Genomic DNA, 23,755 nt, shown 5'->3' on the forward strand with positions numbered 1-23,755 from the left:
CCTCCGCTGGCACCGGGCAGCGTCCGGTGCCAGCAGGTAAAATGCGGTCGAACCCCCAACCCGCACCCCGCCCCCGGCGGGGCGCTTTCGTTTCAAGGAATCCCCGATGAAGTCCCTCTGTGTTTACTGCGGCTCCAACGCAGGCAGCAAGCCGATCTATACCGAACGCGCGATCGCGCTGGGCGACCGCATCGCCCGTGACGGCCTGCGCCTGGTCTACGGCGGCGGCAACGTCGGCCTGATGGGCACGGTGGCCAATGCCGCGCTGGAAGCCGGCGGCGAAGTCACCGGCGTGATCCCGCAGCAGCTGGCCGACTGGGAAGTCGCGCACCGCGGCCTGACCACGCTGGAAGTGGTCGGTTCCATGCACGAACGCAAGTCGCGCATGTTCGAGCTCTCCGACGCTTTCGTCGCGCTGCCCGGTGGCTTCGGCACCATGGAAGAAATCTTCGAGATGTTGACCTGGCGCCAGCTCGGCATCGGCAACAAGCCGTGCGCCTTCCTGGACGTGGACGGTTTCTACGCCCCGCTGATCGGGATGATCGACCGCATGGTCGAAGAGCGCTTCCTGCACCCGGCCCAGCGCGCCGACCTCTGGTACGGCTCGGACATCGACGCGATGCTGGACTGGATGCGCAGCTACGAGCCCGCGCAGGCCTCCAAGTGGATCGACGAGAAGCGCCGCAACGCCCTGGTCTAACGCGGTGCCGGACGGCCCAGCAGGTAGCCCTGGCCGTAGTCGCAGCCCAGGCCCAGCAGGATCTGGCGCTGGCTTTCGGTTTCTATGCCCTCGGCGATGGTGCTGATCCCAAGCGTGCGCGCCAGTGATACCACCCCTTCCACCAGCGCCAGCGTGCTCTGTGCCTCCGGGCCGTTGAGCCCGGCGATGAAGCTCTGGTCGATCTTCAACGTGGAAATCGGGAATCGATGCAGGTAGGACAGCGCCGAGAAGCCCGTGCCGAAATCATCCAGCTGCACCAGGATGCCGCGTTCGCGCAGCGCCTGCAGCACGCGCAGGGTGCGTGGACCTTCATCGAGCAGGGCCACTTCGGTGATCTCCAGGCGCAGCCGGTGCGGGTCGGCGTCGAAGGCTTCGATCAAACCGAACAACCGGTTGCTGAACTCGGCCGAGCGGAAATGCCGCGGTGATACGTTGACCGATACATAGCCGGTGCCGCCGCGCGACAGGCCGGCGATTACCTGCTCGTAGATCAGCCAGTCCACCTGCTCGATCAGGCCACTGCCCTCGCCGAGATCCAGGAACGCGCCCGGCAACAGCATCCCGCGGGTCTCGTGCTGCCAGCGCAACAGCGCCTCGTGGCCTACCACCACGCCATCGGTGAGCCGCACGATGGGCTGGTAGTACGGCAGGAAGTCCTGGTTGATGATCGCCCGGCGCAGGTCCGATTCCAGGTCCAGGCTGCGCATCGCCTGCTCGCGCATGTCCTCGTCGAAGATCGCGCAGCGGTCGTGGCCCTGCGCCTTGGCGCGGTACATCGCCGCATCGGCATCCCGCAGCAGCTCTTCGCCGCGCTGGTAGCGCGCATTCCACAACGCGATGCCCAGGCTGCCGGAAGGGAACAGCTCGCGCCCGGCCACCCACATCGACTCCTGCAGCGCCAGCAGCATGCGCTGGGAGAACTCCAATGCCTGCGCCAAGCCGTGCGGGCACTGCAGCAGGATGGCGAACTCATCCCCGCCCAGCCGTGCCACCACGTTGTCCGGACCCAGCATCGAGACGATGCGCTTGGCCACCTCGACCAGCATCTGGTCACCGGCCGCATGGCCGATGCTGTCGTTGACCAGCTTGAAGCGATCCAGGTCCAGGAACAGCACCGCGAACTCACCGCCCTCGCCCTTGCGTGCGCGCAGCAGCGCATCTTCCAGGCGATCCAGCAGGTGGATGCGGTTGGGCAGGCCGGTCAGGCCATCGTGCATGGCCTGGTGGGTCAACCGCTGCTCGGCGCGCAGCCGTTCGGCGATCTGCCCCAGCAGTTTCTCATTCACTTCGCCCAGTTCGCGGGTGCGTTCCTCCACGCGTTGTTCCAGTCCGGCATGCGCCAGCCGCAGCCGCTCCTGGTCGCGCTGCCGCGCCAGTCCTGCGCCGATGTTCTGCGCCACGAAGGTCAACAGGCGCTGGTCGTGCGCGGTGAAGGCCACGTCCGGGCTGTAGCTCTGCACCACGATCACCCCGACCACTTCGTCATCGCGCAGCAGGGGCACGCCAAGCCAGCACTGCGAGCGCACGCCCGACTCGCGCACCTTGCCGGCCTCGATCATCGCGTCGATGTCGGCGCGTGCGGCCAGCAGCGGTCGCCGCTCGCGCACTACGTGTTCGGTCAGCCCCTGGCTGAAGGCGCGCGGCGCGCGCGTGACCGTGTATTCGTCGACCGAGTAGACGAATTCCAGCCCATCGCCCCCCTCGTTGACCAGGGCGATGTAGAAGTTGCGCGCATCCAGCAGGGTGCCGACGATGCCATGGACCTGCGCATGGAACTGCGACAGGCTTTCGGCCTGCATCGCCAGTTCGGCGATGCCATACAGCGCGGCCTGCAGCTTTTCGGCACGGCGACGTTCGAAGACCTCATCCTGCAGGCTGCGGTTGGCGCGCTGCAGTTCCAGCGTGCGTCGTTCCACCTGCCGCTCCAGCTGCACCTGCGCCTGGCGCCGGTCCATCGCCGTGCGCACGTGCTGGGCGACGAAGCCGAGCAGCGCGCGGTCCGCCTCGCCATAGCGGTCATGCTGGTCGTAGCTCTGCACCACGATCGCCCCGCACACGCGGCCTTCGCGCAGCATCGGCACGCCCAGCCAATCCAGGCTTTCCGGCCCGCGCCAGTGCTGCCCGTCCTGGCCCACGCTGGCCAGCAACTGGCGCGAGGGGCCACTGAGCGGGTGCCCATGTTGCAGCAGCGCGAAGGTCAGGCTCCCGGGCAGCTCGCTTTCGGCATAAGCGCGCGACGGATCGGCGATGAAATCATCGATCTGGTCGGCGAAGTACAGGAAGCGGATGGTCTGCCGGATATCGTCATATTCGACGATGAAGCAGTTGTGCGCGTACATCAGCGTGTTGAGGACGCGATGGACATGCCGCAGCATCTCGGCCATTTCCAGTTCGGCCCCGGAGAGATCGGCGATCTCATACAGCGCCTGCTGCAGCCGCTTGGCATCTTCAAGGGCGTGGATCTGGCCGGCCTGGCGGGCCTGCTGCAGCCCTAGTTGAAGCGCTTCGCGGGCGAGCGACCACCAGCCCGCGGGCACCGCTGCGCCTTCGACACGCAGGCCGATGCGCGCACCGTCGTGCTGCCATTGCTCGTGCTGCGCCTGCTGCGGGTCGGCCGCGCGCAATGACGGCATCGCCTGCGGCCGATGGCATTGGCTCCCCTGCCCCAGCAGCGGATCGTCCCAGTCCACCCACAGACAGGCGTGGCCCGGCAACAGGCCACACAGGGCCTCCAGCAAGCCGCTGGTCACCACCGCCTTGCCCGGTGTTTCCATCGTGGGTGCAACGATCTGACTGGACAACATGACGACCCCATGGCGCGGGAACTCCCGACACCTCCCCTGTGCGCGGAGCATAGCGCTTTCCGCGACCTGAATTTGTCGTGCCGCAACCCCGTTCCGCCCCTGCGCGCGTTGACGCTCCGGACATGCCCATTCCTGCTCCCTCGACCACCTCCCTGCGCCCCCTGATGAGCGGCTATGCGCCGCCGCGGGCAGGCCTTACCCTGTCCCCCGTGGATACCGCCGCCCTGCCAACCGATGAAGCCTTGATGCTGGCCTGGGCCGGCGGCGACCTGCCCGCCTTCCAGGCGCTGTACGAGCGCCACCGCAGGCGCCTGCACGGGTTCCTGCTGCGCCAGCTGCGCGACCCCGGCCTGGCCGAGGAAATGTTCCAGGACGTGTGGCAGCGGGTGATCGCCGCCCGCGCCGGCTGGCAACCGGACGCCGCCTTCAGCACCTGGCTGTTCCGCATCGCGCATAACCGCCTGAACGATCATTGGCGCGCGGCGCGCCACCGGCCACCCGCACCGCCTGACGCCGAAGCGCGGGTGGAAGCGGTGGTCGACGGCCACACCCCGGAAACCGAACTGAGCGGCTTCGAACAACGGCGCCGGGTGCAGCAGGCGATGGATGCCCTGCCGGCGGAGCAACGCGAGGTGCTGCTGCTTCGACTGGAGCAGGAACTCAGCCTGGAGGAGATCGCCGAGGTCACCGGCGTCGGCCGGGAAACGGTGAAGTCGCGCCTGCGCTATGCGATGGACAAACTGCGTGCAGGATTGGCCCCATGAACAGCCGCGATCCCCTCACCCCTGAAGAGCGCGAACTGGCCCGGCTGCTGGGTGGCCGGCTGGACAAGGCACCGCCGCCCGCCGTGGATGCCGCCGTGCTGGCTGCCGCGCGGGCCTCGGTGCAGTCCGCGGCCGCCGGGCAGGATACCGGGCCCATGGGCGCGGACGACGCACCGGCGCAGGCCCAGCGCCGGCAGCATCGTCGTGCGCGTTGGCCGACGGTGGCGGGCATTGCCGCGTCGGTGGTTTTCGCCGTCGGGCTGGCCTGGCAGATGCAGCCACAGCGGGAGCCGCCGCCGGCTCCATCGCTGCAGGAGATGGCCACGCCCGCTCCCCGCCCGGAAGCTGATCCACCTGCGCCACGACCCGTCGCAGATACAGCGCCTGCAACGCCTGGCAGTGCCGCCACGCAGCGTGCGCAACCTGAGCCAGCGCCGAGGCCGCCCGTGCAGGGGCAGGCACTGGAGGCACCGGCGCAGGCAACCGCGCCCGCCCAGGTGGACGCCGCGCCCGTGCCGCAGGCATTCCGCGCACGCGCAGCGGAATCGGCGCGCGTGGCCCCATCGCGGCCGGCGCCGCCAGCCGCACCCGCACCTGCAGCGGCGGTGATGGCCGCACCGGCGCCTGCCGCGGAGGCGTTCGCCAAGCCCGCACGCACGCCGCAGGACACGGCTGCGCAGGACACCGCCGAGGAAGCTGCTGCGACGGCATCGGCACCACTGAGTGCAGCGGCGGTGCAGCAGGAAGTGGAGGCCGATGCACGGCTTACGCGGCGGCAGTGGCTGCAGAAGATCCGCCATCGGCGTGACGCCGGTGACGTGGATCTGGCGCGCGCCAGCCTGGAGCGTTACCTGGCGCAGTATCCGGAAACCCGCCTCCCGCGCGATCTGCAGCCGCTGCTCGCCGATTGACTCCGCGCCCTGGTCGGCACGTGCCTGGCGTGCGCACGGTAAGATCGCAGGGATGCTCGATACCCTCGCCGCTGCCGTCGACCACTGCCTGGAGATCAAGCACAGTCGCTTCCTGGCCCACGCCGCGCCGATCCGTGATGCCGGCCACGCCCTGGAGTTCCTGCAGCAGGTCGCCGTGGCCGATGCCACCCACAACTGCTGGGCCTACCGGCATGGCAATGAGTACCGTTCCAGCGATGACGGCGAGCCATCAGGCACCGCCGGTCGCCCGATCCTCGCGGCCATCGACGGCCAGGGTTTCGACCGGGTCATGGTGGTGGTCACCCGCTGGTATGGCGGCATCAAGCTGGGCGCCGGCGGGCTGGTGCGCGCCTACGGCGGTACCGCCGCCGAGTGCCTGCGGACCGCGCCGCGTGAGCCGCTGGTGGCGCTGGCACACCTGCAGATCCACGCGCCGTTCGAGGACCTGGGCGCACTGCACGCCGCCCTCGCCGCTCACCTGGCGGTCAAGCAGGAAGAAACCTTCACCGCCGATGGCGCCAGCATGCGGGTCGAACTGCCGGCCGACCAGTGCGATGCATTGAAAACGCGCCTGCGCGACGCCACCCGTAACCGGGTACGCCTGCACTCTCCTTCCGAGTCCCACCCTGATGACTGACACCGACGCGTCCCGCCCCGCCCTCAAGCGCCTTGGCAGCCTGGGTACGCTGTGGCCCTTCGTGCGCCGCCACGTGGGGTTGTTCAGTGCCTGGCTGGTGGCGCTGGCGGTGTCCTCGGCGGCCACGCTCAGCCTGCCACCGGCGGTCAAGCAGATGATCGACCATGGCTTCACCGGAGGCGGCCAGATCAACCGCGCCTTCGCCTTGCTGATGGTGGTGGCGGTGGTGATGGCGCTGGCAACCGCCGCGCGTTTCTTCTTCGTCTCGCTGCTCGGCGAAAAGGTCGTCGCCGACCTGCGCGCGCAGCTGTACGGCCACCTGATCACGCTCGGCGCCGGCTTCCATGACCGCAATCGCAGTGGTGAACTGGTCTCGCGCCTGACCGCCGACAGCGAACTGCTGCGCAGCGTGATCGGCTCCACCATGTCGGTGGCCCTGCGCAGCAGCGTTACCGTGGTCGGCAGCTTGGTGATGCTGTTCGTGACCAGCCCGCGGCTGGCCGCTTGGGCACTGCTCGGGATTCCGCTGGCGGTACTGCCGATCGTGCTGGGTGCGCGCCGCCTGCGCGGGATTTCGCGCGACAGCCAGGACCGCATCGCCGACGCCAACAGCCTGGCCGCTGAAACCCTGGGCGCGGTCCGCACCGTACAGTCACACGCACGCGAGCCCTACGAACGCGGCCGCTTCGACCATGCGCTGAAAGACTCGATCCGTGCGGCCCGGCGGCGCATCCGCGCGCAGTCGCTGGTCACCGCCAGCGCCATCCTGCTGGTGTTCGGCGCCATCGTCGGCGTGCTCTGGCTGGGTGCGCACGACGTGATCGCCGGTCGCCTGTCTGCCGGTACGCTCGGACAGTTCGTGCTGTACGCGCTGATCGGTGGCGGGTCGGTAGGGGCCCTGGCCGAAGTGTGGAACGAACTGCAGCGCGCGTCCGGCGGCATGGGGCGCATCAGTGAACTGCTGCAGGAAGACGTTGAGATCCGCGCGCCGGCCTCGCCGGCGGTGTTGCCGGTTCCATTGCGCGGCGAGATCCGTTTCCACGACGTGGTGTTCCACTACCCGCAGCGCCCGGACACTGCCGCGCTGGAGCATTTCAGCCTGCATGTGCGGCACGGCGAAACGGTCGCGCTGGTGGGCCCCTCCGGTGCCGGCAAGAGTACCGTGCTGCAGCTGTTGCTGCGTTTCCACGATCCGCGCTCCGGTACGTTGAGCGTGGACGGCATCGACCTGCGCGCGATGGATCCAGCGGCGCTGCGCGCGCAGCTGGCGCTGGTGCCGCAGCAGCCCACCCTGTTCGCCGCCAGCGCGCGCGACAACATCCGCTATGGACGGCTGGAGGCCAGCGATGCCGAGGTGGAAGCCGCGGCCCGCGCCGCCGAAGCCGATGAGTTCCTGCGTGCGTTGCCGGAAGGGTATGACAGCGAGCTGGGCGAGCGCGGCGCACGCCTGTCCGGCGGCCAGCAGCAACGCATCGCCATCGCCCGCGCCCTGTTGAAGGATGCCCCGATCCTGTTGCTGGACGAAGCGACCAGCGCGCTGGACGCGCAGAGCGAACGCGCCGTGCAGCAGGCGCTTGAACGCCTGATGGCAGGCCGCACCACGCTGGTGATCGCGCATCGCCTGGCGACCATCCTCAAGGCCGACCGCATCGTGGTGATGGACCACGGCCGCATCATCGCCCAGGGCACCCACGAGCAGCTGTTGGCCGAAGGCGGCCTGTACGCGGAACTGGCTCGCCTGCAGTTCATCGACTGACCACGCGCGGATAACAAGCGGCGGCGCACGCTTGCCCCGCAGACCCGTGGAGTGAAGGAGGTAGACGATGTCGTTCCGTCAGTTTCCCGCGACCGATTCCAATGGCGAAAGCCGCATCATCATCGAGTTCAAGCAGGAAGATACATCCGCGCAGGACCAGCGCGCCGAGCCACGTTACGAACTGGAGGATGGGCGTGTGCTGGTGCGCAGCGGGCGAGAGTTCGTGACGCCCGGCGGCGATGTCCGGTTGAGCATCTGAGCGGTCGAACGGGTGCGCCCCCTCGCGGGGTGCTGTTGTCGAGCTATCGGTTTGGGCCGGGCGGTGGGGCTGAACGGGGGACGGCAAAAACTGCGTCCATGCGGGCCTCGTTTCGCGCCATCCATGGCGCTCAACGCCCCCGCCAACCCACCCCGCCCCACCTTCGACAGGTCCCTGGGGGCCATGGAACCTTCAGGATGCGCGCTTGCGCAGCGGCGGAAAGTTTCAGGTTTACGGATAGAGAGCAGCCGAGCATGGCTCGGCGCTACCGTTACCGGTGCTGCTTGCCGTTGATCCAGATGCGTTCTGCGGGATCGAATTCGGTGGTGGTCAGCTGCTGCGCGCGCCAGCCGATGCCGCACATCATCACCGGGCTGGACGCTATCCCGTCCAGGCTCAATGTGTCTTCGATGTCGAACTCGTTGATCGCGGCCGTTACGTAGGACGCGACCCCCTCAAGGGTCGCACTGATGGCGAGCTGCTGCGACAAGTGGCCGGCGTCCAGCAGGATCGCCCGGTACGCTTTGGGGTGGCTGCGGTACTTCCAGAAATTCCTGGGAAAACGCGCCACCTGGATCAGATGCAACGCGGCATCGACGAACCAGTCCTGGCCCGCAAGCATCAGCCGGATGCGGCCATCAAGGTCGTCCGGCTGGTCGGGCAGGCGGCGCAGTGAGTGGCTGATCGGATCGTAGTGGTGGATGCCGTTTTCCAGGCCCTCCACGTTGCGTACCACGGCATAGGTTTCCAGCGGATGCAGGCCACCGCCGGAGGGAATGTTCTTCTTCAGGATCTGCATGTCCGGGGCCGGCTGGATCACCGCGTGCGCCATGATCGTGCGCTTCAGGATCCTCGCTGCGGTCGGCAGCGGCAGCGCGCGGTCCGGATCGAAATTGCGGCAGGTGACCCGGCGCGACATCAGTTCATCGAAGTCCTCGTCTGCGGCGACCGGCAACGGGATGGGCGTGCCTTCGTGGTGGCTTACCGCCGCGGGGGGCGGGCCGTAACGGCCATGCAGTTCCACCGCGGTGACCAGGTTGTTGCTGCGCATTTCATGGGCGCTGTCCACGCCCCTCCAGCGCCCCGCGCGATGTGCCAGCGCGGTCAGTGGCCACCCGTTCAAGGCCCGCACGCGCGCATCGGCGTCGCCGAACCCAGCGGCGCTTTCTTCATCGCTGATCACCAGGCCCTTGACGATCAATCCGCGCAGGATCTGGCTGCAGCCCTCGTACGCATCGGCTTGGCTCCACTCTTCCTGTGGAATCCTGCCCAAGGCGCTGACCTCTTCTTCGCTCAGCACGACCGGCTCATCCAGATGGCCGGCCAACGCCTGCCAGGCCAGGAAGGTCTGCAGTTCGGCGCGCCCTTGCAGCACGGACTGCAGATCCAGTCCACGGTCTTCCTTGACCTGCATCATGAGGGTGGAGCAACGGCGGAAGCGCATGAAGATGTCCAGCAGGAGGCTTGCACAATTCTAGGCTGCAACGCATCGCGCCGATGCAGCCATCCTCTGCTAAACCTCTGCACGGATATGCCGCTATAGCCTACTTGAGCCAACCCAACCAGGACGACGACCATGGCAACTCCCCCCGCACGTACCCCGCTCACGCCGGCACAGGCTGCCACGCTGCTGGACCGCCTGCAGAACGATGACGCGTTCCGTTCCGCGTTCGCGGCAAGCCCGACCGAGGCACTTGCTGGCCTCGGTGTTGTCGCCGACCTCACCGGACCGGTGTGCGATCCGGTGCAGGCGCTGGCCAGCAAGGAAGAGTTCGCTTCGGTATCGCAGCAGCTGCAGGCACACGTCGCCCTGCGCGGCTCCTTCGATGTGCCTTACTGCTTCGAAGCCGGCAAGGTCCAGGAAGCACTGGAAGGCTGAGCCGCCACGGCCAGCGCGGCCGGCCCACGGGCCGGCTGTCCGCGTGGGTCGTGACTGTCGCGCACGTTCAGTGCCTGCAGGATGTAGTTGCCGTTGTCTTCGGCATAGGCCAGGCCACGATGGCGTGCGAGCCATTTCTGTTCGACCAGCGCGCTGGCGGCATCGTCCATCGCAAGATAGGCGTCGCGCAACGCGGCATGCACCTGGTAGAGCTCGCGTCCGTCGACCATCGGCTTGAGCATCGCCAGCGCGCGCTCCGGATGGCCATCAAGGCGGGCCTGCGTTGCTTCGACGATCACCAGCATCTGCGCCGAGCGATCACCGCCGCGCGTGGCGATCTGCCGCTTGATGAGCGGCAGCAGGTTGCCGGGTGAGTGGTCGCCTCGCTGTGCCACGTAGGCGGTTGCGGCCACGATGAACGCCACTTCCTGCTGGTCCGGAACGGCGACCTCGCCATCCAGTTCGTGCAGCAGCTTCAGGATGTCCTGCCGATACCCCCGGTGCTGCACCCCGCTTATGCCCTGCAGGTTCTTCACCACCACGTCGACCAGGGTGCACATGACCTCTTCGCCGCAGCCATCGCGCAGAGTCTGCAGGCCCGCTATCGCACTGGACGCATCATTGGCGTCCACCAGCACCGCAGCGCGTTCGAGCTGCTGGCCCATGTTGGAGGCCTGCACGTCCTTGATGTTGGCCAGCGCGGCGGGCATGTCACCCTCTACCGCGTACACGATCCCCAGGCGGGTGCTGGCGGTACGTCCGGCCAGCGTATTGGCCGTGCGGAAATGCCGCCGCGCGGTGTCGTGGCGGCCGATCGCCAGTTCGATCCGGCCGACGAAATCATGGGCCGCCGATCGCATCGGATTCTGCGTGGCCAGCAGGCGACGGGCCGCGTTCAGGGCATTGGTGTAGTCGCCCAGCGAGTACAGCGCGCGCGCTCGATTCATATACCCGGCGTAGTAGTCCGGATACAGATCGGTCAGCATTTTCCATTTCGCGGCAACCTCGCTGATCGGCGCACCGTCGAGCTGCTTTCCCCAGGCTTCCAGGTACAACACGTCGCGCGGGGGCAGCCGTTCGCGCAGCGCCACTGCGCTGCGATACGACGCCATGGCTTGGTTGACCTCGCCGCGCGCCATGTGGATCCGCATCCTGCCGACGTGGGCGAAGGCGAACTCCGGGTCGAGCTTGAGCGCCTGCTCGAAGAACTGCAGTGCCTCACTGTAACGCCGGTCTGCCAGTGCGTTGCTGCCTTCGGCGTAGGCGCGAAGTGCATCCAGGTCCGGCGTGATGACCTGCGGCAGCGGCCGGGCATTGCTGTGCACGTCGGAAAGGGCTTCACCCAGGCGCGTGCGCAACGAGGCGACGACGGTATCGGTGGAACGCAGCGCAGACTCCAGCCCACGTCCGTCCGCATACTCGGTGAACACCGTGACCCCGTCGCGCGGTTGCACCACTTCCACCGCCACGCGCAGGCGTCCGTTGACCTCGGCGATGGAAGGAATCAGCACGGCACGGGCGCCCTCGCGGATCGCCACTTCCACTGCCGCCTTCCTGTCCAGCGGAGCATCGGGATTGCGGCGCATGCGTGCTTCGGTGTCACGCACCTTCAGGTCGCTGAGCACGTTGACGTAGCGGGATTGTTCAAGGCTGACCCGCAGGGCCAGGTCCATCGAATCATCCAGCAGGCTGTTGCCGGTCATGTTGCGTACGTCGGCCAGCACCACCCAGTCGCGCTCGGCGAAGGCGATCGCCGGCTGCGGCCGCAGCAGCAGCCAGCCCCCCAGCACCAGCATCACCGCGAACATCGCTTCGGCGGCCATCGCCATCGGCCGGCGCCAGAACGGGATATCGCGGATCGCCTTGGGCGTGGGACGCGGGCGACCCACCGCCGGGACGTCCTCGGAAACGACCCCATAGACGTCCATCGGCTGCGCCACGCCCTTGAAGCGCCAACGCCCGTACGACTTCCACTTCAGCCCCTTGCCGACCTCCCCCAGGCTGTCGGCAACCCGGCGCACCATCGATTCGGCGGTGGCCGACAACAGCACCTGTCCCGGCCGCGCCAGCTGCATCAGGCGCGCAGCCATCGGCTTGGCCAGGCCTTCCACCTCAACCGGTTTGGACCCCAGTGCGATCGCCTCGGCGCTGTTGTTCCACAGGATCACTTCGCCAACGTGCAGGCCAGCGCGCGCCAGCAGTGGCACCTTGTTGGCCTGGCCGAGCTGGCGCAGCGCCTGCTGGTAATCCAGCGCGAAGCCCAGCGCATCCACCGGCCGCTCGAACAGCACGAACAAGCCGTCGGAGCGGTCGATCTGCTGGCCGCGCCAGCGCTGCTGCATCGCCAGTACCAGGCGGTCGTGCTGCTGGAACAGTTCGGCAGCGGCGGCATCGCCGATGCGCTCCACCAGCGTGGTGGAATCACACAGGTCGGTGAACAGCAGCGCGCGCAACTGCGGGACGTGGGAGGTCGCTTCCGTGCCACCGTTCATGGGAATCTCCGCTCAGCCGGTTTCGACGACGTCGTGCGGCCAGCACAGCCGGTCGCCGCCATCCCGCTTGGCCTGGTACAGCGCACGGTCCGCGTTGGCGTACCACTCGCTCCAGTCGGCGGTGGGGTGCACCAGGCTGGCGCCGATGCTCAGGAAGCACACGTGCGGGGTGCCGTGGCTGCGTTCGATCAGGCCATGCACGGCCGTCAGCACGAACTCGGCGGCATGCTGCACGATCTCCGCGTTGGCACGGCGCAGCAGCAGGCAGAACTCATCGCCGCCCAGCCGGCAGGCCAGGTCTTCGGTACCGGCCATCGAACGCAGGATGTTGGCCACGCTCTGCAGCACGCGGTCGCCGGCCTGGTGGCCGAACTCGTCGTTGATCTGCTTGAAGCGGTCGCAGTCGATCAGCAGCAGGCCCTGCGCTGGGCCATCTTCGTGCGCCCGGCATTCCTGCAGGTACAGCGCCAGTCCGCGCCGGTTGTGCAGCCCGGTCAGTTCGTCGGTCCGCACCAGTTCGCGCGTATCGCGGAGCTGGTGGGTGGTGACGTACAGGTTGTCCAGCGCGGTTTCCAGATCATGGTTGCGGCGCCGCAGCTGGCTGATCAGCGCCTGTTCGTTGCCCACCACACGCATGATGGTACGGCGCAGGAAATAGGCGATCAGGCCGGGCTCGGTTTCCACCAGCCGATGGAAATCGACATGGCCCAGTTCCAGCACATCGGTATCGCAGGTGGCGCGCGCATCGGCGCTGCGCAGGTGGTCACCGATCAGCAGGCCGAGCTCGCCGAAGAACTCGCTGCCCGCCAGGCGCTTGAGCACCAGGTCTTCGCCGAAATCCAGTTCGATCTCGCCTTCGGCGATGACGAACATGCTGCTGCCGCGGTGGCCGCGACGGAACAGGCAATCGCCTGCGCGCAGGGTGCGACGGTGGGCGAAGCGGGCGAACAGGTCGAACTCTTCCGGGCTGAGGACGGCGTGCACGATCTCAGCCATCGCCGTGGTGGCAATGCCTGATCGTTCCACCACGTCTACGACCGCGCCCCTGCCAGTCATTCCCCTGCCCTGCCGATCAGACTTCCCATCCTGAGGTGCGGAGCATATCACCGCTTGCAACTGTGCGCTGCGTCCCATTTTCCTGCATCCGTGCGTGGAATATCAGGGGGTTGAACGCGGGCTGCGGGTGGGAGCGGCCAGGGGTGTGGCCGCTCCCTTCCCTTCTTCACATCACGCCGCGCGGCCGGCGCTGAACTGCTCTTCCTCGGTGGACCCGGTCAGGGCGGTGGTGGAGGACTGGCCCTGCTGGATCGCCTGGGTCACCGCATCGAAGTAGCCGGTACCCACCTCGCGCTGGTGCTTGACCGCCGTGAAGCCGCGGTCGGCGGCGGCGAACTCGGCTTCCTGCAGCTCCACGAAGGCACTCATCTGGCGGCGCGCATAGCCGTGGGCCAGGTTGAACATCGAGTAGTTCAACGCGTGGAAGCCGGCCAGGGTGATGAACTGGAACTTGTAGCCGTACTTGGCGATCTCGGTCTGGAATTTGGCGATGGTGGCGTCGTCCAGGTTCTTCTTCCAGTTGAAGCTGGGCGAGCAGTTGTAGGCCAGCAGCTTGCCCGGGAACTTCGCGTGGATGGCCTCGGCGAACTTGCGTGCGAACTCCAGGTCCGGCTTGCCGGTCTCGCACCACACCAGGTCGGCATAGGGGGCGTAGGCCAGGCCGCGGCTGATCGCCTGGTCCAGCCCATTGCGGGTCTTGTAGAAGCCTTCGGTGGTGCGCTCGCCGGTGGCGAACGGCTGGTCGTTGGCATCGATGTCGCTGGTCAGCAGGTCGGCCGCCTCGGCATCGGTACGCGCCACCAGCAGGGTCGGCACGCCCAGCACGTCGGCCGCCAGCCGGGCCGCGTTCAACTTCTCGATGGCTTCGCGGGTCGGCACCAGCACCTTGCCGCCCATGTGGCCGCACTTCTTCACCGAAGCCAGCTGGTCTTCGAAATGCACCCCGGCGGCACCGGCTTCGATCATCGCCTTCATCAACTCGAAGGCGTTCAGCACGCCGCCGAAGCCCGCCTCGGCATCGGCCACGATCGGCTGCAGGAAGTCGATCTCGTCCTTGCCTTCGGCATGGTGCAGCTGGTCGGCGCGCAGCAGGGTGTTGTTGATGCGCTTGACCACCGCCGGCACCGAATCGGCCGGGTACAGCGACTGGTCCGGGTACATCTGGCCGGCCAGGTTGGCATCGGCGGCGACCTGCCAGCCGGACAGGTAGATGGCGTTCAAGCCGGCCTTCACCTGCTGCATGGCCTGGTTGCCGGTCAACGCGCCCAGCGCGTTCACGAAGTCCTTTTCCTGCAGGTAGCTCCACAGTTTTTCCGCCCCCAGCCGGGCCAGCGAGTGCTCCACGTGGACCGTGCCGCGCAGGCGCACCACGTCGGCGGCGGTGTAGTTGCGTTCAATCCCCTGCCAGCGGGGGTTGGTGTCCCAGTCGTGCTGGATCTGTTCGGCAGTGGGCAGCGTGCTCATGTCTATCTCCCGTTCGTCATTGCTACAGCAGGAAGGAAAAGCGGGCCGGCGCAGGCGTCAGTCGATGCGTGCGTAGGCCGGCAGGGTCAGGAAATCGTTGAGTTCGTCGGCGCGGCTCAGCTCGGCCAGCAGGGCGATCGCTTCGTCCACGCGGCCGCCACCGGGCAGGGCCGCGCGGTCGCCCAGGCGGGCCGGCAGCTGGACCAGCGTGTTGTCCAGCAGCGCGGCATCGATGGCGGTGCCGTCGTCCAGCTGCTGGCCGGGGGTATGCAGCCACTGCCACAGCTGGCTGCGGCTGATCTCGGCGGTGGCCGCGTCTTCCATCAGGTTGTGGATCGGCACGCAGCCGTTGCCATCCAGCCATGCCGCCAGGTAGCGCACACAGACTTCCACGTTGCCTTCGAAGCCAGCGCGGCTGATGCTGCCCGGCGGCCGTGCGATCAGCTGGTCGCGGTCCACGCGCACGTCCTGGCGCAGCACCTGCTGCTGGTTCGCACCGGGCATGTGCTCGTCGAAGATCGCCATCGCCACCGGGATCAGCGCCGGGTGCGCGACCCAGGTGCCGTCATGGCCGGCGGTCACTTCGCGCAGCTTGTCCGCGCGCACCCGCGCCATCGCCTGTTCATTGGCGGCCGCATCGTTGCCGATCGGGATCTGCGCTGCCATGCCACCCATCGCATGCGCGCCACGGCGGTGGCAGGTCTGGATCAGCAGTTCCGAATAGGCCTTCAGGAACGGCTGGGTCATGGTCACCTGGCCGCGCTCGGGCAGCACCTTGTCGGCATGCCGGCGGAAGGTCTTCAGGTAGGAGAAAATGTAATCCCAGCGCCCGCAGTTCAGGCCGACGATGCGATCGCGCAGCGCATGCAGGATCTCGTCCATCTCGAACACCGCCGGCAGCGTTTCGATCAGCACGGTGACCTTGATCTGGCCGTGCGGCAGGCCGAGCATGCCCTCGATGTGCGACAGCGCGGTTTCCCACAGCGCCGCCTCTTCCATGCTCTGCAGCTTGGGCAGGTAGAAATACGGGCCACGGTCGTTGGCCATCAGCGTGCGGGCATTGTGGTAGGCGAACACCGCCGCATCGAACAGTCCGCCGGCCAGCCGCTGGCCATCCACCAGCACATGCTTTTCGTCCAGGTGCCAGCCGCGCGGGCGCACGATCAGCACCGCGCGTTCTTCGTACGGACGCAGCGTGTAGTGCTTGGCCGGCTTGCTGCCGCTGGCCGGAGCGGTGAACTGCAGGTCGCCACGCACCGCACCGATCAGCGACTGCTGGCCGGCCAGCAGGTTGCGCCAGGTCGGCGCGGTGGCGTCTTCGAAGTCGGCCATGAACACCTTGGCCCCGGAGTTCAGCGCGTTGATGACCATCTTCGGGTCGGTCGGGCCGGTGATCTCCACGCGGCGGTCCAGCAACGCCGCCGGCAGCGGCGCCACCTTCCAGTCCTCGGCGCGGATCGGCGCGGTATCGGCGCGGAAGTCCGGCAGCCCGCCCTGATCGAAGAACGCCTGGCGCTGCAGGCGGGCGGCCAAGCGGGCCTGGCGGCCGGGTTCCACCGCACGGTGCAGGGACACCAGCAGGGCCAGCAGCGGGGCCGGCAACAGCGCCGACTGGCCGGCCACCTGGGTGGTCAGGGTGATCCCCGGGGTGGGCTTGGCAGGCGGCGACGGGATGGCGGAAGCAACGGCGGACATCAGGACACTCCAGCAGCAAGGGATGGCCCTACCGTGCTTCCCGGCCCATGTATTTGACAAAGCAGTTATTGCAATGCATTGGATAAGTTGTGCTTATACTCGTTACACCATGCCCACACGCCCGCCGCCAAGTCCCCGTTTTTCCTACAAATCCGATCGGCTGAAGCCGTTGCGGGCGTTCTGCCAGACGGTGCGATTGGGCTCGGTTTCACGCGCGGCGGAGGCACTTTTCGTCAGCCAGCCGGCCATCAGCCAGCAGTTGCAGGCCCTGGAGCGGGAGCTGGGGGTGGTGTTGTTCGAACGCAGCGGGCGGCGCCTGGTCCCCAGCCGCGAGGGCCAACTGCTGTTCGAAATGGCCCAGCCACTGGTGGAGGACCTGGACGGCCTGGAGGCACGCTTCCGCGACAAGGTGAGCGGCATGGACGCCGGCGAGCTGAACATCGCGGCCAACAGTTCCACCATCCTGTACCTGCTGCCACGCATCATCGAGCGCTTCCGGCAGCTGCACCCGGACGTGCGGCTGACCCTGCACAACGCCATCAGCGCCGACGGCACCGACCTGCTGCGCGACGACGCCGCCGACCTGGCGGTGGGATCGATGACCGACGTACCGGCCGACCTGAGCTACGCCCCGGCCTACCGCTTCGAGCAGATGCTGATCACCCCGCATGACCATCCGCTGGCGCGCGGCACGCTGAGCCTGGAGGCGATCTCCAGGCACCCGCTGGTGCTGCCGCCGAAGCGCCAGATCACCTACCGGCTGGTGGACCAGGTATTCCAGCGCCACCGCCTGCCCTACACCGTGGCGCTGGAAGTGGGCGGCTGGGAAGTGATCAAGCAGTACGTGGCGATGGGCATGGGCATCTCCATCGTGCCGGCGCTGTGCCTCAACGATGCCGACCCCGGCAAGCTGGTGGCGCGCTCCATGCGCGAATGGTTCCCGGAACGCAGCTACGGCGTGATCGTACGCCGCGGCAAAGCCCTGTCCCCGCAGGCCCGCGCCTTCGTCGAAATGATCCAGCCCGAACTGTTCTCGCCCCGCGAATACGACCAGAGCGGCCACTCCGAACGCTGACAACCAGGTAGTGACGGCTGCTAGCCGTCAAGCAACCGCGCTTCTGGTGGGTGACGGCCGCAGTCCTGGTGGTTGACGACCGCACTCCTGGTGGGTGACGACCGTTGGTCGTCACAGCTCTCACTGGAACCCGGTACTGACGGCCACTGGCCGTCAACCCCGTCAGTCCCCGGCGTCCCCTCCACCACCCCCAACGTGCCATCCTACCGGCACAGATATCCCTGGCCACTGCCTTCGGGGCGGGCTCTCGGTCTGTACAGCCTGCGAGGCAGACGACCAGCAACAACCACGACCAACCTGCTTTCATTTCTATTCCTTCACTGGGACGTCTGGACGCACTCCGCGCCCCTTCCGCACGTCCATCGCACTTTGCACGACGGCAGAAACATAGGACGCACGCACGGTAGGCAGCCCGCCTTTGGGATGCAACAAACTCACGGCGTCGGCCTCACGCTCGCCTGTCAGGGCATAGAGATGAAACGCGGGCTCAATGTTGGCGGGATCGCGCCTCATGAACTCCCTGCACTCCTCGATTGAAAACACCTCGCCCCAGTCTGCCCATTTGATGTAACGGGCCCAGAACCCGACTTCGCTCCATCGCAGCTCATCCTGCTCCGCGTCCTGGATCAGCTGCCCCAACCGCTCGCCTGCGTGACGGACGAAAGCCAGGTCCAGTCCCGAACCGCTCCACACGCCGTAGTCTGTCGACTGAAAATACAAAGCCATCAAGTTCGCCATCGCCTGCGGGAGATCACGCCCTTCGATGAGACAAGCCTCGTAAGCGGAGGCAGCCGCTGGAAGGTCACCGGCGCGATCCAGCTCAATCGCATCGAAAAGCGTCATCTGCTATCTCTCTCGTAGGGTCATGAGTGAGGGCGCATCCCCCGTCCATGATCGACTGGTCACATCATCCGGAATCTCTGCATACCCGTGGTGCATGACTTCCCATAAGTGGCGCATCCGAACCATCCACATCAAAACACAGATTTCCTCATGGACGCCTGCCGGACTAACTGCAGGATGATGACGCGGGCATTCACATCTGCTCGCCGGGATTGGCATCCTGACTGCTTGTTGCTGATACCTCTGTCGCTGCCCTTTGGGCCCGGCGGAGAATGCACTGCCTTGCCGGTCATACGGCGGGCGATGCGATGGGATTCCCTGTATCCGCCGGTTATTCAGCAATAGGCACCGGTATCCCAACCCGCATCGTCCGCCACCCCTGCCTTGGCTCGGGTGGCCAACCGCGACGCGAGGTTGTGCCATGCATTCGACTCACCACTGCAGGTCGTGCCTGCATGCTCTTTTCAACCCTCCAGTGCGGGTGGCCAGCGCCGACCCGACGCCGGGCCACGTGGCATGCCGGCACAGGCCCAAGCCGCGTGTGCGTGGCTGGCGCCCCCTGAGAGACAAACGATGAGGAGCGCAACGCGCGTACTGTCCGCGCAGACCGACGACCCGACGCAACGCCCGCTTGATCCCGCTGACATTGCGGCCTACCTGGATGCATGCATCGTGGAAGGCGGCGGTGACCCGCACGTGTTTGCCGAAGCCCTGTGCTACCTCGCCGACCGCCATGCCCTGCGAAGCATGGCGCGTGCCTGCGGCGTACCGGCAGACGTGTTGTACCGGCAACTGTCCGGCAAGCGCCCGCTCAACTTCAGCACGGTCATCGGGGCGATGCAGGCGTTGGGTGTGGAGCTTGGTGTGAGCGTCGGCGAGCAACGATGACGATGAAGCGGCGTTGGAGCAAAACCTGTGTACCGCCAATATCCAAATTCAAGCCTTCAGCGCAACCTTCGGCAATTCATCGCGGTAGCTTCAGCTCACCCAATAATGGTTGAAAATCCGTTTTCCATACATCCAACTCAAAAGGCAGTCCGTCTTCGTTTAGATTCAGAGACACGAGGACCTCGACACCATCATCATCTTGGAAAGAATACTCGCCCGAGGTTTCTGTTATCCCCCGAGGGGAGTCCGTGGAGGCAAAACGTAAGCTCCCCATCCCACCGTCGTCCATGGGAATTACGGTCGCAGAATCCAACCATCCTTCAGCCAGCCCGACTGGAGTTGATCCGCCCAATAAGTGAGACACAATCAACTTCTCATTAGATGTCAGCAACCTCGCGAACTCACCGCTTTGGAATGGTAATTCTTCCGACATTGATAGATCCATCAGGCAGCATGTAAGCAGTATGTGTTCGTCCGCGCGGTAGTGACGGCCATTGGCCGTCAACGACATCAGTCGCCCGCGCCCCTCCAACCACCTCAAGATCGAGCTTAGGCAACGGATAAACTCCCTCGCCATACTTCATCGTGCAACGCGGCGTCTTCGACCAAGCCTCCGGATCTTAGAAATCGTGCGCACGGCCGTCAGCTGGGTAACCCCCTGCAAGCGCCCCGCAACAACAACCGGCGCCACCACACCCTCACCAATCGCAAGCAGCGGGACCCGACTGAAGCGCGCATGGAGCAGGTAATACCCCGGCCGCACGGTCCCATCCGCAGTAGAGACACACGGCCAGTACGTAAAATATGCCGGCCAACGGCGGAAGCAATGAAGACTCTATGGCGTCACTCAAACCGCACCTGGCTCAGTAGACCTTTACGACTTGCAAGCTAGTTTGCAGGGCAGGGAGCTTCGACGGGATAAGTGGTCAACTCCAAAGATCCAAAGCGCCTCAGCCTATCTGTAACAACGTTAACAAACTTATTATATTCGTCAGAAGATTTAAACTTCTGATGAAATATCCAAACATCTACGGCACCTGCGGCCTTGACATCACTAAGCACCAAGGGGGTCCAACTGTCCGCTTTAGGAGCATAAAAAACGAGAAGAACTGGGCGCTCCAATAGATCTTCCATATCCGAAAATCCCTTCTCCATTCCGAACTCGGCCAGCGCTTCGTCAAGCGACGCTATCATCTGGTCATACAGAGCCGGATTCATGCATAACCGACCCTGCAGGGTCGGAGGAATTGATTTACATCCGCTTGAAATGCAAATAACAAGAACTAATGCAAATCTGAAGATTACACTCATGGTTGCCTGCTGATCGCGGAACGCTGCTCCACCCATCGGCGGACGCAGGAGTACAGGTGCAGTGACGCTCCTGGGCATGGTCATGGCGACTTCATCGCTTTCCAGCGCCCCATAGCGATTCATAGAGCCCTGTGAAGAGAGCGACCATGAAGCAACTCATAGCGACATAGAGCAAGATTGTCGCCCACCGGTGAGAGTCGACGACAGCGTCACTCAGACTTACACCGTCGAGACTTCCATCACGCACGGACCGAAGCGCGCTATAGGCCGATTGTCCCGAATAAGAGAGCGCACCACTTTCCCTGCGCCTCCAAAGATCGGGATGGTCACGCATCATTCGTGTCCTGAATTCGAACAGCAGGTAGAAGTACGCGGGATAACTCAAGAGCATCCCCAGGATTCCCAACAGAAAGAACAGTTTCACAACCATGTTCCCCACCGATCCATGGCTACTAACTTCACAATGGCTTGGCCTCCCCACCGCGCCTGCAGACACTGGCTCGTCGCTTGCCTTGGCGAATATCACATGTGGATAGGCGTCTTTCCGCACTTGGGGCAACCGACACACAAGGTCTACCCCTCCCGGATAGTGCACGACGTCAAGACTTCCAAGACCTCTGACTGCCTCTGCAGGAGCCTACTACGCAGACCAGTCATTCTGCACGCACCCTTCAAGTGATGCTGGTCGCCCTGGGTACTACTCCATCAAGGCCCCTCGCGCTGTTGACGAGTTCGCCTGAGATCGCATTCCTCCCGCTCCCGGCATGAGCTCGTTTCTACACCGCCCCCCCCCCCCCTTTAGCATAGTCATATTCCGCATCCTGCCGCGGCTGTAACTGAGACGGTGGCTAATGTCTTTGGCTGCGGCCTCTACAATCCCCCCATGTCGATCGAACTCCGCCATCTCCGCTACTTCCTCGCCGTGGCCGACACGCTGCACTTCGGCCAGGCCGCCGAGCGGCTCGGCATGTCACAGCCTCCGTTGAGCCAGCAGATCCGCCAGCTGGAACACCTGCTTGGCGCGCAGCTGTTCGTGCGCAGCCATCGGCGGGTGCAGCTGACCGAAGCCGGTGCGCTGCTGCAGGCAAAGGCCCGCGCGATCCTGGCGCAGGTGGACGCGGCGGTGGACGAGGTGCAGCGGGTGCAGCGCGGCGAACAGGGTGAACTGCACATCGGCCTGACCCGCGCCACGCCGCTGGTGCCACAGATTCCTCGCGCCATTTTTGGTTACCGCGAGCGCTTCCCGCAGGTGCGCTTGCAACTGCGCGAGATGAACACCCTGCAGCAGATCGATGCGCTGCTGGAAAACCGGCTGGACGTGGGCATCATCCGCAAGCGCGTGCTGCCGCCGGAACTGGTGGCGCACAGCCTGTTTACCGATCCGCTGGCGCTGGTGCTGCACCGCGACCACCCTGCCCTGCGCGGGCGTGATCCGGCCAGCACGGTGCTGCCGTTGCAGCAGTTCGCCCACGAACCGTTCGTGGGCTTCCACCGCAGCGTGGGTGCCGGCATCCACGACCAGATGATCGCGCTGTGTGCGGCGGCAGGGTTCACGCCGCGCATCGTGCAGGAGGCCGGTGAGGCGTCCACGCTCATCAGCCTGGCGGCGGCGGGATTGGGTGCGGCGATCCTGCCCTCGTCATGTGACCACATCCAGATCGAGGGCGCGTGCTTCGTGGCGCTGGGGGATCAGGGCGCGCATTCGGAAGTGCAGCTGGTGTGGCGGCGGGAAGGGATGACGCCGTTGATCCGCAACTTCACTGCGCTGTTGCAGGCGGAGTTTGAACGGTAGTGACGGCTGGCAAGCGGCGCCACAGGTTCCAGGCGATGCCGGCACCGATCACGGTCAGCATGCCGGTGAACACGCAGACGCCGACCCAGTCCCACGCGGTGTAGGCTAATCCGCCCACCGCGCCCAGCACGCTGGAACCGAGGTAGTACGAGAACAGATACAACGCGGATGCTTCGGCGCGGATCGCGCCGGCACGGCTGCCGACCCAGCTGCTGGCCACCGAATGGCCGCCGAAGAAGCCGAAGGTGACCAGCGCGATGCCGATCGCCATCGTCCACAGCCACGGCATCACCAGCAGCGCGATGCCGGCGATGATCAGGGCGTAGCTGATCGACAGCACGCGGCCGCGGCCATGGCGGATCGCCTGCTGGCCCATCCAGGCCGAACTGAAGGTGCCCACCAGGTACACGCTGAAGATCAATCCGACCACGGTCTGGCTGAGCCGATAGGGCGGCGCCAGCAGGTGGTAGCCCAGGTAGTTGTAGGTGGTGACGAACACGCCCATCAGCAGGAACGCGGTGGCGAACAGCCACGGCAGCCCGGGGTCGGCGAACAGCTGGCGCCAGCGCGAGGGCAGTTGGCGCAACCCGCCGCGACGGCTCTGGAAGTGCCGCGAGGGCGGCAGCTGCATCCACAGCAGCAGGGTGCTGGCGACGGCGATCAGCGATACCACGCCGATGCCCCAGCGCCAGCCCCAGTGGTCGGCGATGATGCCGGCGATCAAGCGCCCACTCATGCCGCCCACCGCGTTGCCGCCGATGTACAGGCCCATCGCCAGGCCCATCGCCCGGGTGTCCATCTCTTCGACCAGATAGGTCATCGCCACGGCCGGCACGCCGCTCAGCGCCACGCCCAGCAGCGCGCGCAGCACCAGCATCGTGGTCCAGTCGGTCACCAGCGCGCTGGCGGCGGACAGCACGGTGGAGGCCAGCAGCGCGGTGATCATCACGTTGCGGCGGCCGACGCGGTCGGACACCAGCCCGGCGATCAGCATCATCACCGCCAGCAGGCCGGTGCTGAGCGAAAGCGCCAGGGCGCTGTTGGCGGCGGACACGCCGAAGTGGCGGCTGAACTCGGGCAGCAGCGGCTGCACGGTGTACAGCAGGCCGAAGGTGGAGAAGCCCGCCAGGAACAGCGCCACCGCGGTGCGCCGGAACGCGGGCGTGCCTTGTTCGATGTGGGTTGCGGCGGCCGGGGTGGCGGTCGGGGGGCTTGGGGGGATGCGGCGCTCGAGGGCGGCCGCGGTGTCACCGTTCATGGGATCGGGAGGGCCGTGGGAGGCGGCCGGGGTGCGGGGATGGGGTCAGGCTAGCCCCCTGCATCGAGTCGATCCATAACCTGATGGGTACGGATTGATATGTTTGGCGTATGGTTAGTCTGGAGTGAG

At 66.1% G+C, this 23,755-nt stretch carries 20 protein-coding genes; 10 read left to right on the forward strand and 10 right to left on the reverse strand.

Annotated features, from left to right (window positions below; translation table 11 throughout):
• Positions 1 to 106: 106 nt before the first annotated feature.
• Positions 107 to 700, forward strand: a complete 594-nt coding sequence (locus H9654_RS03130) for an LOG family protein (protein WP_057687281.1) — start codon at positions 107 to 109, stop codon at positions 698 to 700.
• Here H9654_RS03130 and H9654_RS03135 read toward each other — a convergent pair.
• Positions 697 to 3,525 carry a bifunctional diguanylate cyclase/phosphodiesterase gene (locus tag H9654_RS03135; RefSeq protein ID WP_225211849.1) on the reverse strand — a complete coding sequence of 943 codons (2,829 nt, stop codon included), beginning with the start codon at positions 3,523 to 3,525 and terminating at the stop codon, positions 697 to 699. The genes H9654_RS03130 and H9654_RS03135 overlap by 4 nt on opposite strands.
• Positions 3,526 to 3,647: 122 nt before the next feature.
• On the opposite strand from H9654_RS03135, the gene H9654_RS03140 reads away from it, so the two are divergent.
• From H9654_RS03140 to H9654_RS03160, 5 genes are all read left to right on the forward strand, one after another.
• Positions 3,648 to 4,289 carry an RNA polymerase sigma factor gene (locus H9654_RS03140; RefSeq protein WP_406833450.1) on the forward strand — a complete coding sequence of 214 codons (642 nt, stop codon included), beginning with the start codon at positions 3,648 to 3,650 and terminating at the stop codon, positions 4,287 to 4,289.
• A complete protein-coding gene (locus tag H9654_RS03145) occupies positions 4,286 to 5,200 on the forward strand; it encodes a hypothetical protein (protein ID WP_191768977.1) in 915 nt (304 codons plus the stop codon). Before H9654_RS03140 ends, H9654_RS03145 begins: the two co-directional genes overlap by 4 nt.
• A 52-nt stretch (positions 5,201 to 5,252) precedes the next feature.
• Positions 5,253 to 5,858: an IMPACT family protein gene (locus tag H9654_RS03150; RefSeq protein ID WP_191768980.1), complete on the forward strand. Its 606-nt coding sequence runs from the start codon at positions 5,253 to 5,255 to the stop codon at positions 5,856 to 5,858.
• The gene (locus H9654_RS03155; protein WP_191768982.1) at positions 5,851 to 7,614 is read left to right on the forward strand and encodes an ABC transporter transmembrane domain-containing protein; all 1,764 of its coding nucleotides are present in this window, start codon (positions 5,851 to 5,853) and stop codon (positions 7,612 to 7,614) included. The genes H9654_RS03150 and H9654_RS03155 overlap by 8 nt, the downstream gene beginning before the upstream one ends.
• Positions 7,615 to 7,681: 67 nt before the next feature.
• Positions 7,682 to 7,873, forward strand: a complete 192-nt coding sequence (locus H9654_RS03160) for a hypothetical protein (RefSeq protein ID WP_191768984.1) — start codon at positions 7,682 to 7,684, stop codon at positions 7,871 to 7,873.
• A 271-nt stretch (positions 7,874 to 8,144) separates the two neighbouring features.
• On the opposite strand, the gene H9654_RS03165 is transcribed toward H9654_RS03160, so the two are convergent.
• Positions 8,145 to 9,317: a putative peptide maturation dehydrogenase gene (locus H9654_RS03165; RefSeq protein ID WP_191768985.1), complete on the reverse strand. Its 1,173-nt coding sequence runs from the start codon at positions 9,315 to 9,317 to the stop codon at positions 8,145 to 8,147.
• 132 nt (positions 9,318 to 9,449) lie between these two features.
• Here H9654_RS03165 and H9654_RS03170 point away from each other — a divergent pair, with 132 nt between their 5' ends.
• Positions 9,450 to 9,752 (forward strand): NHLP-related RiPP peptide, encoded by a 303-nt coding sequence (locus tag H9654_RS03170; protein ID WP_101098331.1) that lies wholly within the window; start codon positions 9,450 to 9,452, stop codon positions 9,750 to 9,752.
• On the opposite strand, the gene H9654_RS03175 is transcribed toward H9654_RS03170, so the two are convergent.
• The 4 genes from H9654_RS03175 to aceB form a co-directional block, all read right to left on the reverse strand.
• A complete protein-coding gene (locus tag H9654_RS03175) occupies positions 9,707 to 12,244 on the reverse strand; it encodes a putative peptide modification system cyclase (RefSeq protein ID WP_191768987.1) in 2,538 nt (845 codons plus the stop codon). The two genes, H9654_RS03170 and H9654_RS03175, sit on opposite strands and share 46 nt — an antisense overlap.
• Before the next feature lie 12 nt (positions 12,245 to 12,256).
• On the reverse strand, positions 12,257 to 13,300 hold the full coding sequence (locus H9654_RS03180) for a GGDEF domain-containing protein (RefSeq protein ID WP_191768989.1): 1,044 nt from the start codon (positions 13,298 to 13,300) through the stop codon (positions 12,257 to 12,259).
• Between the two features lie 171 nt (positions 13,301 to 13,471).
• Positions 13,472 to 14,764, reverse strand: coding sequence for an isocitrate lyase (gene aceA / locus H9654_RS03185; protein WP_191768991.1), 1,293 nt, complete (start codon positions 14,762 to 14,764; stop codon positions 13,472 to 13,474).
• A 57-nt stretch (positions 14,765 to 14,821) separates the two neighbouring features.
• A complete protein-coding gene (aceB, locus tag H9654_RS03190) occupies positions 14,822 to 16,459 on the reverse strand; it encodes a malate synthase A (RefSeq protein WP_191768993.1) in 1,638 nt (545 codons plus the stop codon).
• A gap of 109 nt (positions 16,460 to 16,568) precedes the next feature.
• On the opposite strand from aceB, the gene H9654_RS03195 reads away from it, so the two are divergent.
• On the forward strand, positions 16,569 to 17,534 hold the full coding sequence (locus H9654_RS03195) for a LysR family transcriptional regulator (protein ID WP_101098326.1): 966 nt from the start codon (positions 16,569 to 16,571) through the stop codon (positions 17,532 to 17,534).
• Positions 17,535 to 17,843: 309 nt separating this feature from the next.
• Here H9654_RS03195 and H9654_RS03200 read toward each other — a convergent pair whose 3' ends face one another.
• The gene (locus H9654_RS03200; protein ID WP_191768995.1) at positions 17,844 to 18,377 is read right to left on the reverse strand and encodes a hypothetical protein; all 534 of its coding nucleotides are present in this window, start codon (positions 18,375 to 18,377) and stop codon (positions 17,844 to 17,846) included.
• A 573-nt stretch (positions 18,378 to 18,950) separates the two neighbouring features.
• Between H9654_RS03200 and H9654_RS03205 the strand changes: the two genes are divergently transcribed.
• Positions 18,951 to 19,265 carry a helix-turn-helix domain-containing transcriptional regulator gene (locus H9654_RS03205; protein ID WP_191768997.1) on the forward strand — a complete coding sequence of 105 codons (315 nt, stop codon included), beginning with the start codon at positions 18,951 to 18,953 and terminating at the stop codon, positions 19,263 to 19,265.
• Between the two features lie 76 nt (positions 19,266 to 19,341).
• Here H9654_RS03205 and H9654_RS03210 read toward each other — a convergent pair whose 3' ends face one another.
• Both H9654_RS03210 and H9654_RS03215 read right to left on the reverse strand, forming a co-directional pair.
• Positions 19,342 to 19,698, reverse strand: coding sequence for a DUF6984 family protein (locus tag H9654_RS03210; RefSeq protein WP_191768999.1), 357 nt, complete (start codon positions 19,696 to 19,698; stop codon positions 19,342 to 19,344).
• Positions 19,699 to 20,153: 455 nt separating this feature from the next.
• A complete protein-coding gene (locus tag H9654_RS03215; RefSeq protein ID WP_191769000.1) occupies positions 20,154 to 20,699 on the reverse strand; it encodes a hypothetical protein in 546 nt (181 codons plus the stop codon).
• Between the two features lie 760 nt (positions 20,700 to 21,459).
• On the opposite strand from H9654_RS03215, the gene H9654_RS03220 reads away from it, so the two are divergent.
• Entirely contained in the window at positions 21,460 to 22,368 is a 909-nt protein-coding gene (locus tag H9654_RS03220; protein ID WP_191769002.1) for a LysR family transcriptional regulator, read from the forward strand.
• Here H9654_RS03220 and H9654_RS03225 read toward each other — a convergent pair.
• Positions 22,334 to 23,626 (reverse strand): MFS transporter, encoded by a 1,293-nt coding sequence (locus H9654_RS03225; RefSeq protein WP_191769004.1) that lies wholly within the window; start codon positions 23,624 to 23,626, stop codon positions 22,334 to 22,336. The two genes, H9654_RS03220 and H9654_RS03225, sit on opposite strands and share 35 nt — an antisense overlap.
• Positions 23,627 to 23,755: the final 129 nt, after the last annotated feature.

This window comes from Stenotrophomonas lacuserhaii, assembly GCF_014836545.1.
In the GTDB taxonomy this organism is placed as follows: domain Bacteria; phylum Pseudomonadota; class Gammaproteobacteria; order Xanthomonadales; family Xanthomonadaceae; genus Stenotrophomonas; species Stenotrophomonas lacuserhaii.

Bases quoted from the DNA above. Each gene is read 5' to 3' on its own strand.
- H9654_RS03130 (WP_057687281.1), top strand. From the start codon at position 107: ATGAAGTCCCTCTGTGTTTACTGCGGCTCCAACGCAGGCAGCAAGCCG.
- H9654_RS03135 (WP_225211849.1), bottom strand. From the start codon at position 3,525: ATGTTGTCCAGTCAGATCGTTGCACCCACGATGGAAACACCGGGCAAG.
- H9654_RS03140 (WP_406833450.1), top strand. From the start codon at position 3,648: ATGCCCATTCCTGCTCCCTCGACCACCTCCCTGCGCCCCCTGATGAGC.
- H9654_RS03145 (WP_191768977.1), top strand. From the start codon at position 4,286: ATGAACAGCCGCGATCCCCTCACCCCTGAAGAGCGCGAACTGGCCCGG.
- H9654_RS03150 (WP_191768980.1), top strand. From the start codon at position 5,253: ATGCTCGATACCCTCGCCGCTGCCGTCGACCACTGCCTGGAGATCAAG.
- H9654_RS03155 (WP_191768982.1), top strand. From the start codon at position 5,851: ATGACTGACACCGACGCGTCCCGCCCCGCCCTCAAGCGCCTTGGCAGC.
- H9654_RS03160 (WP_191768984.1), top strand. From the start codon at position 7,682: ATGTCGTTCCGTCAGTTTCCCGCGACCGATTCCAATGGCGAAAGCCGC.
- H9654_RS03165 (WP_191768985.1), bottom strand. From the start codon at position 9,317: ATGCGCTTCCGCCGTTGCTCCACCCTCATGATGCAGGTCAAGGAAGAC.
- H9654_RS03170 (WP_101098331.1), top strand. From the start codon at position 9,450: ATGGCAACTCCCCCCGCACGTACCCCGCTCACGCCGGCACAGGCTGCC.
- H9654_RS03175 (WP_191768987.1), bottom strand. From the start codon at position 12,244: ATGAACGGTGGCACGGAAGCGACCTCCCACGTCCCGCAGTTGCGCGCG.
- H9654_RS03180 (WP_191768989.1), bottom strand. From the start codon at position 13,300: ATGACTGGCAGGGGCGCGGTCGTAGACGTGGTGGAACGATCAGGCATT.
- aceA (WP_191768991.1), bottom strand. From the start codon at position 14,764: ATGAGCACGCTGCCCACTGCCGAACAGATCCAGCACGACTGGGACACC.
- aceB (WP_191768993.1), bottom strand. From the start codon at position 16,459: ATGTCCGCCGTTGCTTCCGCCATCCCGTCGCCGCCTGCCAAGCCCACC.
- H9654_RS03195 (WP_101098326.1), top strand. From the start codon at position 16,569: ATGCCCACACGCCCGCCGCCAAGTCCCCGTTTTTCCTACAAATCCGAT.
- H9654_RS03200 (WP_191768995.1), bottom strand. From the start codon at position 18,377: ATGACGCTTTTCGATGCGATTGAGCTGGATCGCGCCGGTGACCTTCCA.
- H9654_RS03205 (WP_191768997.1), top strand. From the start codon at position 18,951: ATGAGGAGCGCAACGCGCGTACTGTCCGCGCAGACCGACGACCCGACG.
- H9654_RS03210 (WP_191768999.1), bottom strand. From the start codon at position 19,698: ATGTCGGAAGAATTACCATTCCAAAGCGGTGAGTTCGCGAGGTTGCTG.
- H9654_RS03215 (WP_191769000.1), bottom strand. From the start codon at position 20,699: ATGAATCGCTATGGGGCGCTGGAAAGCGATGAAGTCGCCATGACCATG.
- H9654_RS03220 (WP_191769002.1), top strand. From the start codon at position 21,460: ATGTCGATCGAACTCCGCCATCTCCGCTACTTCCTCGCCGTGGCCGAC.
- H9654_RS03225 (WP_191769004.1), bottom strand. From the start codon at position 23,626: ATGAACGGTGACACCGCGGCCGCCCTCGAGCGCCGCATCCCCCCAAGC.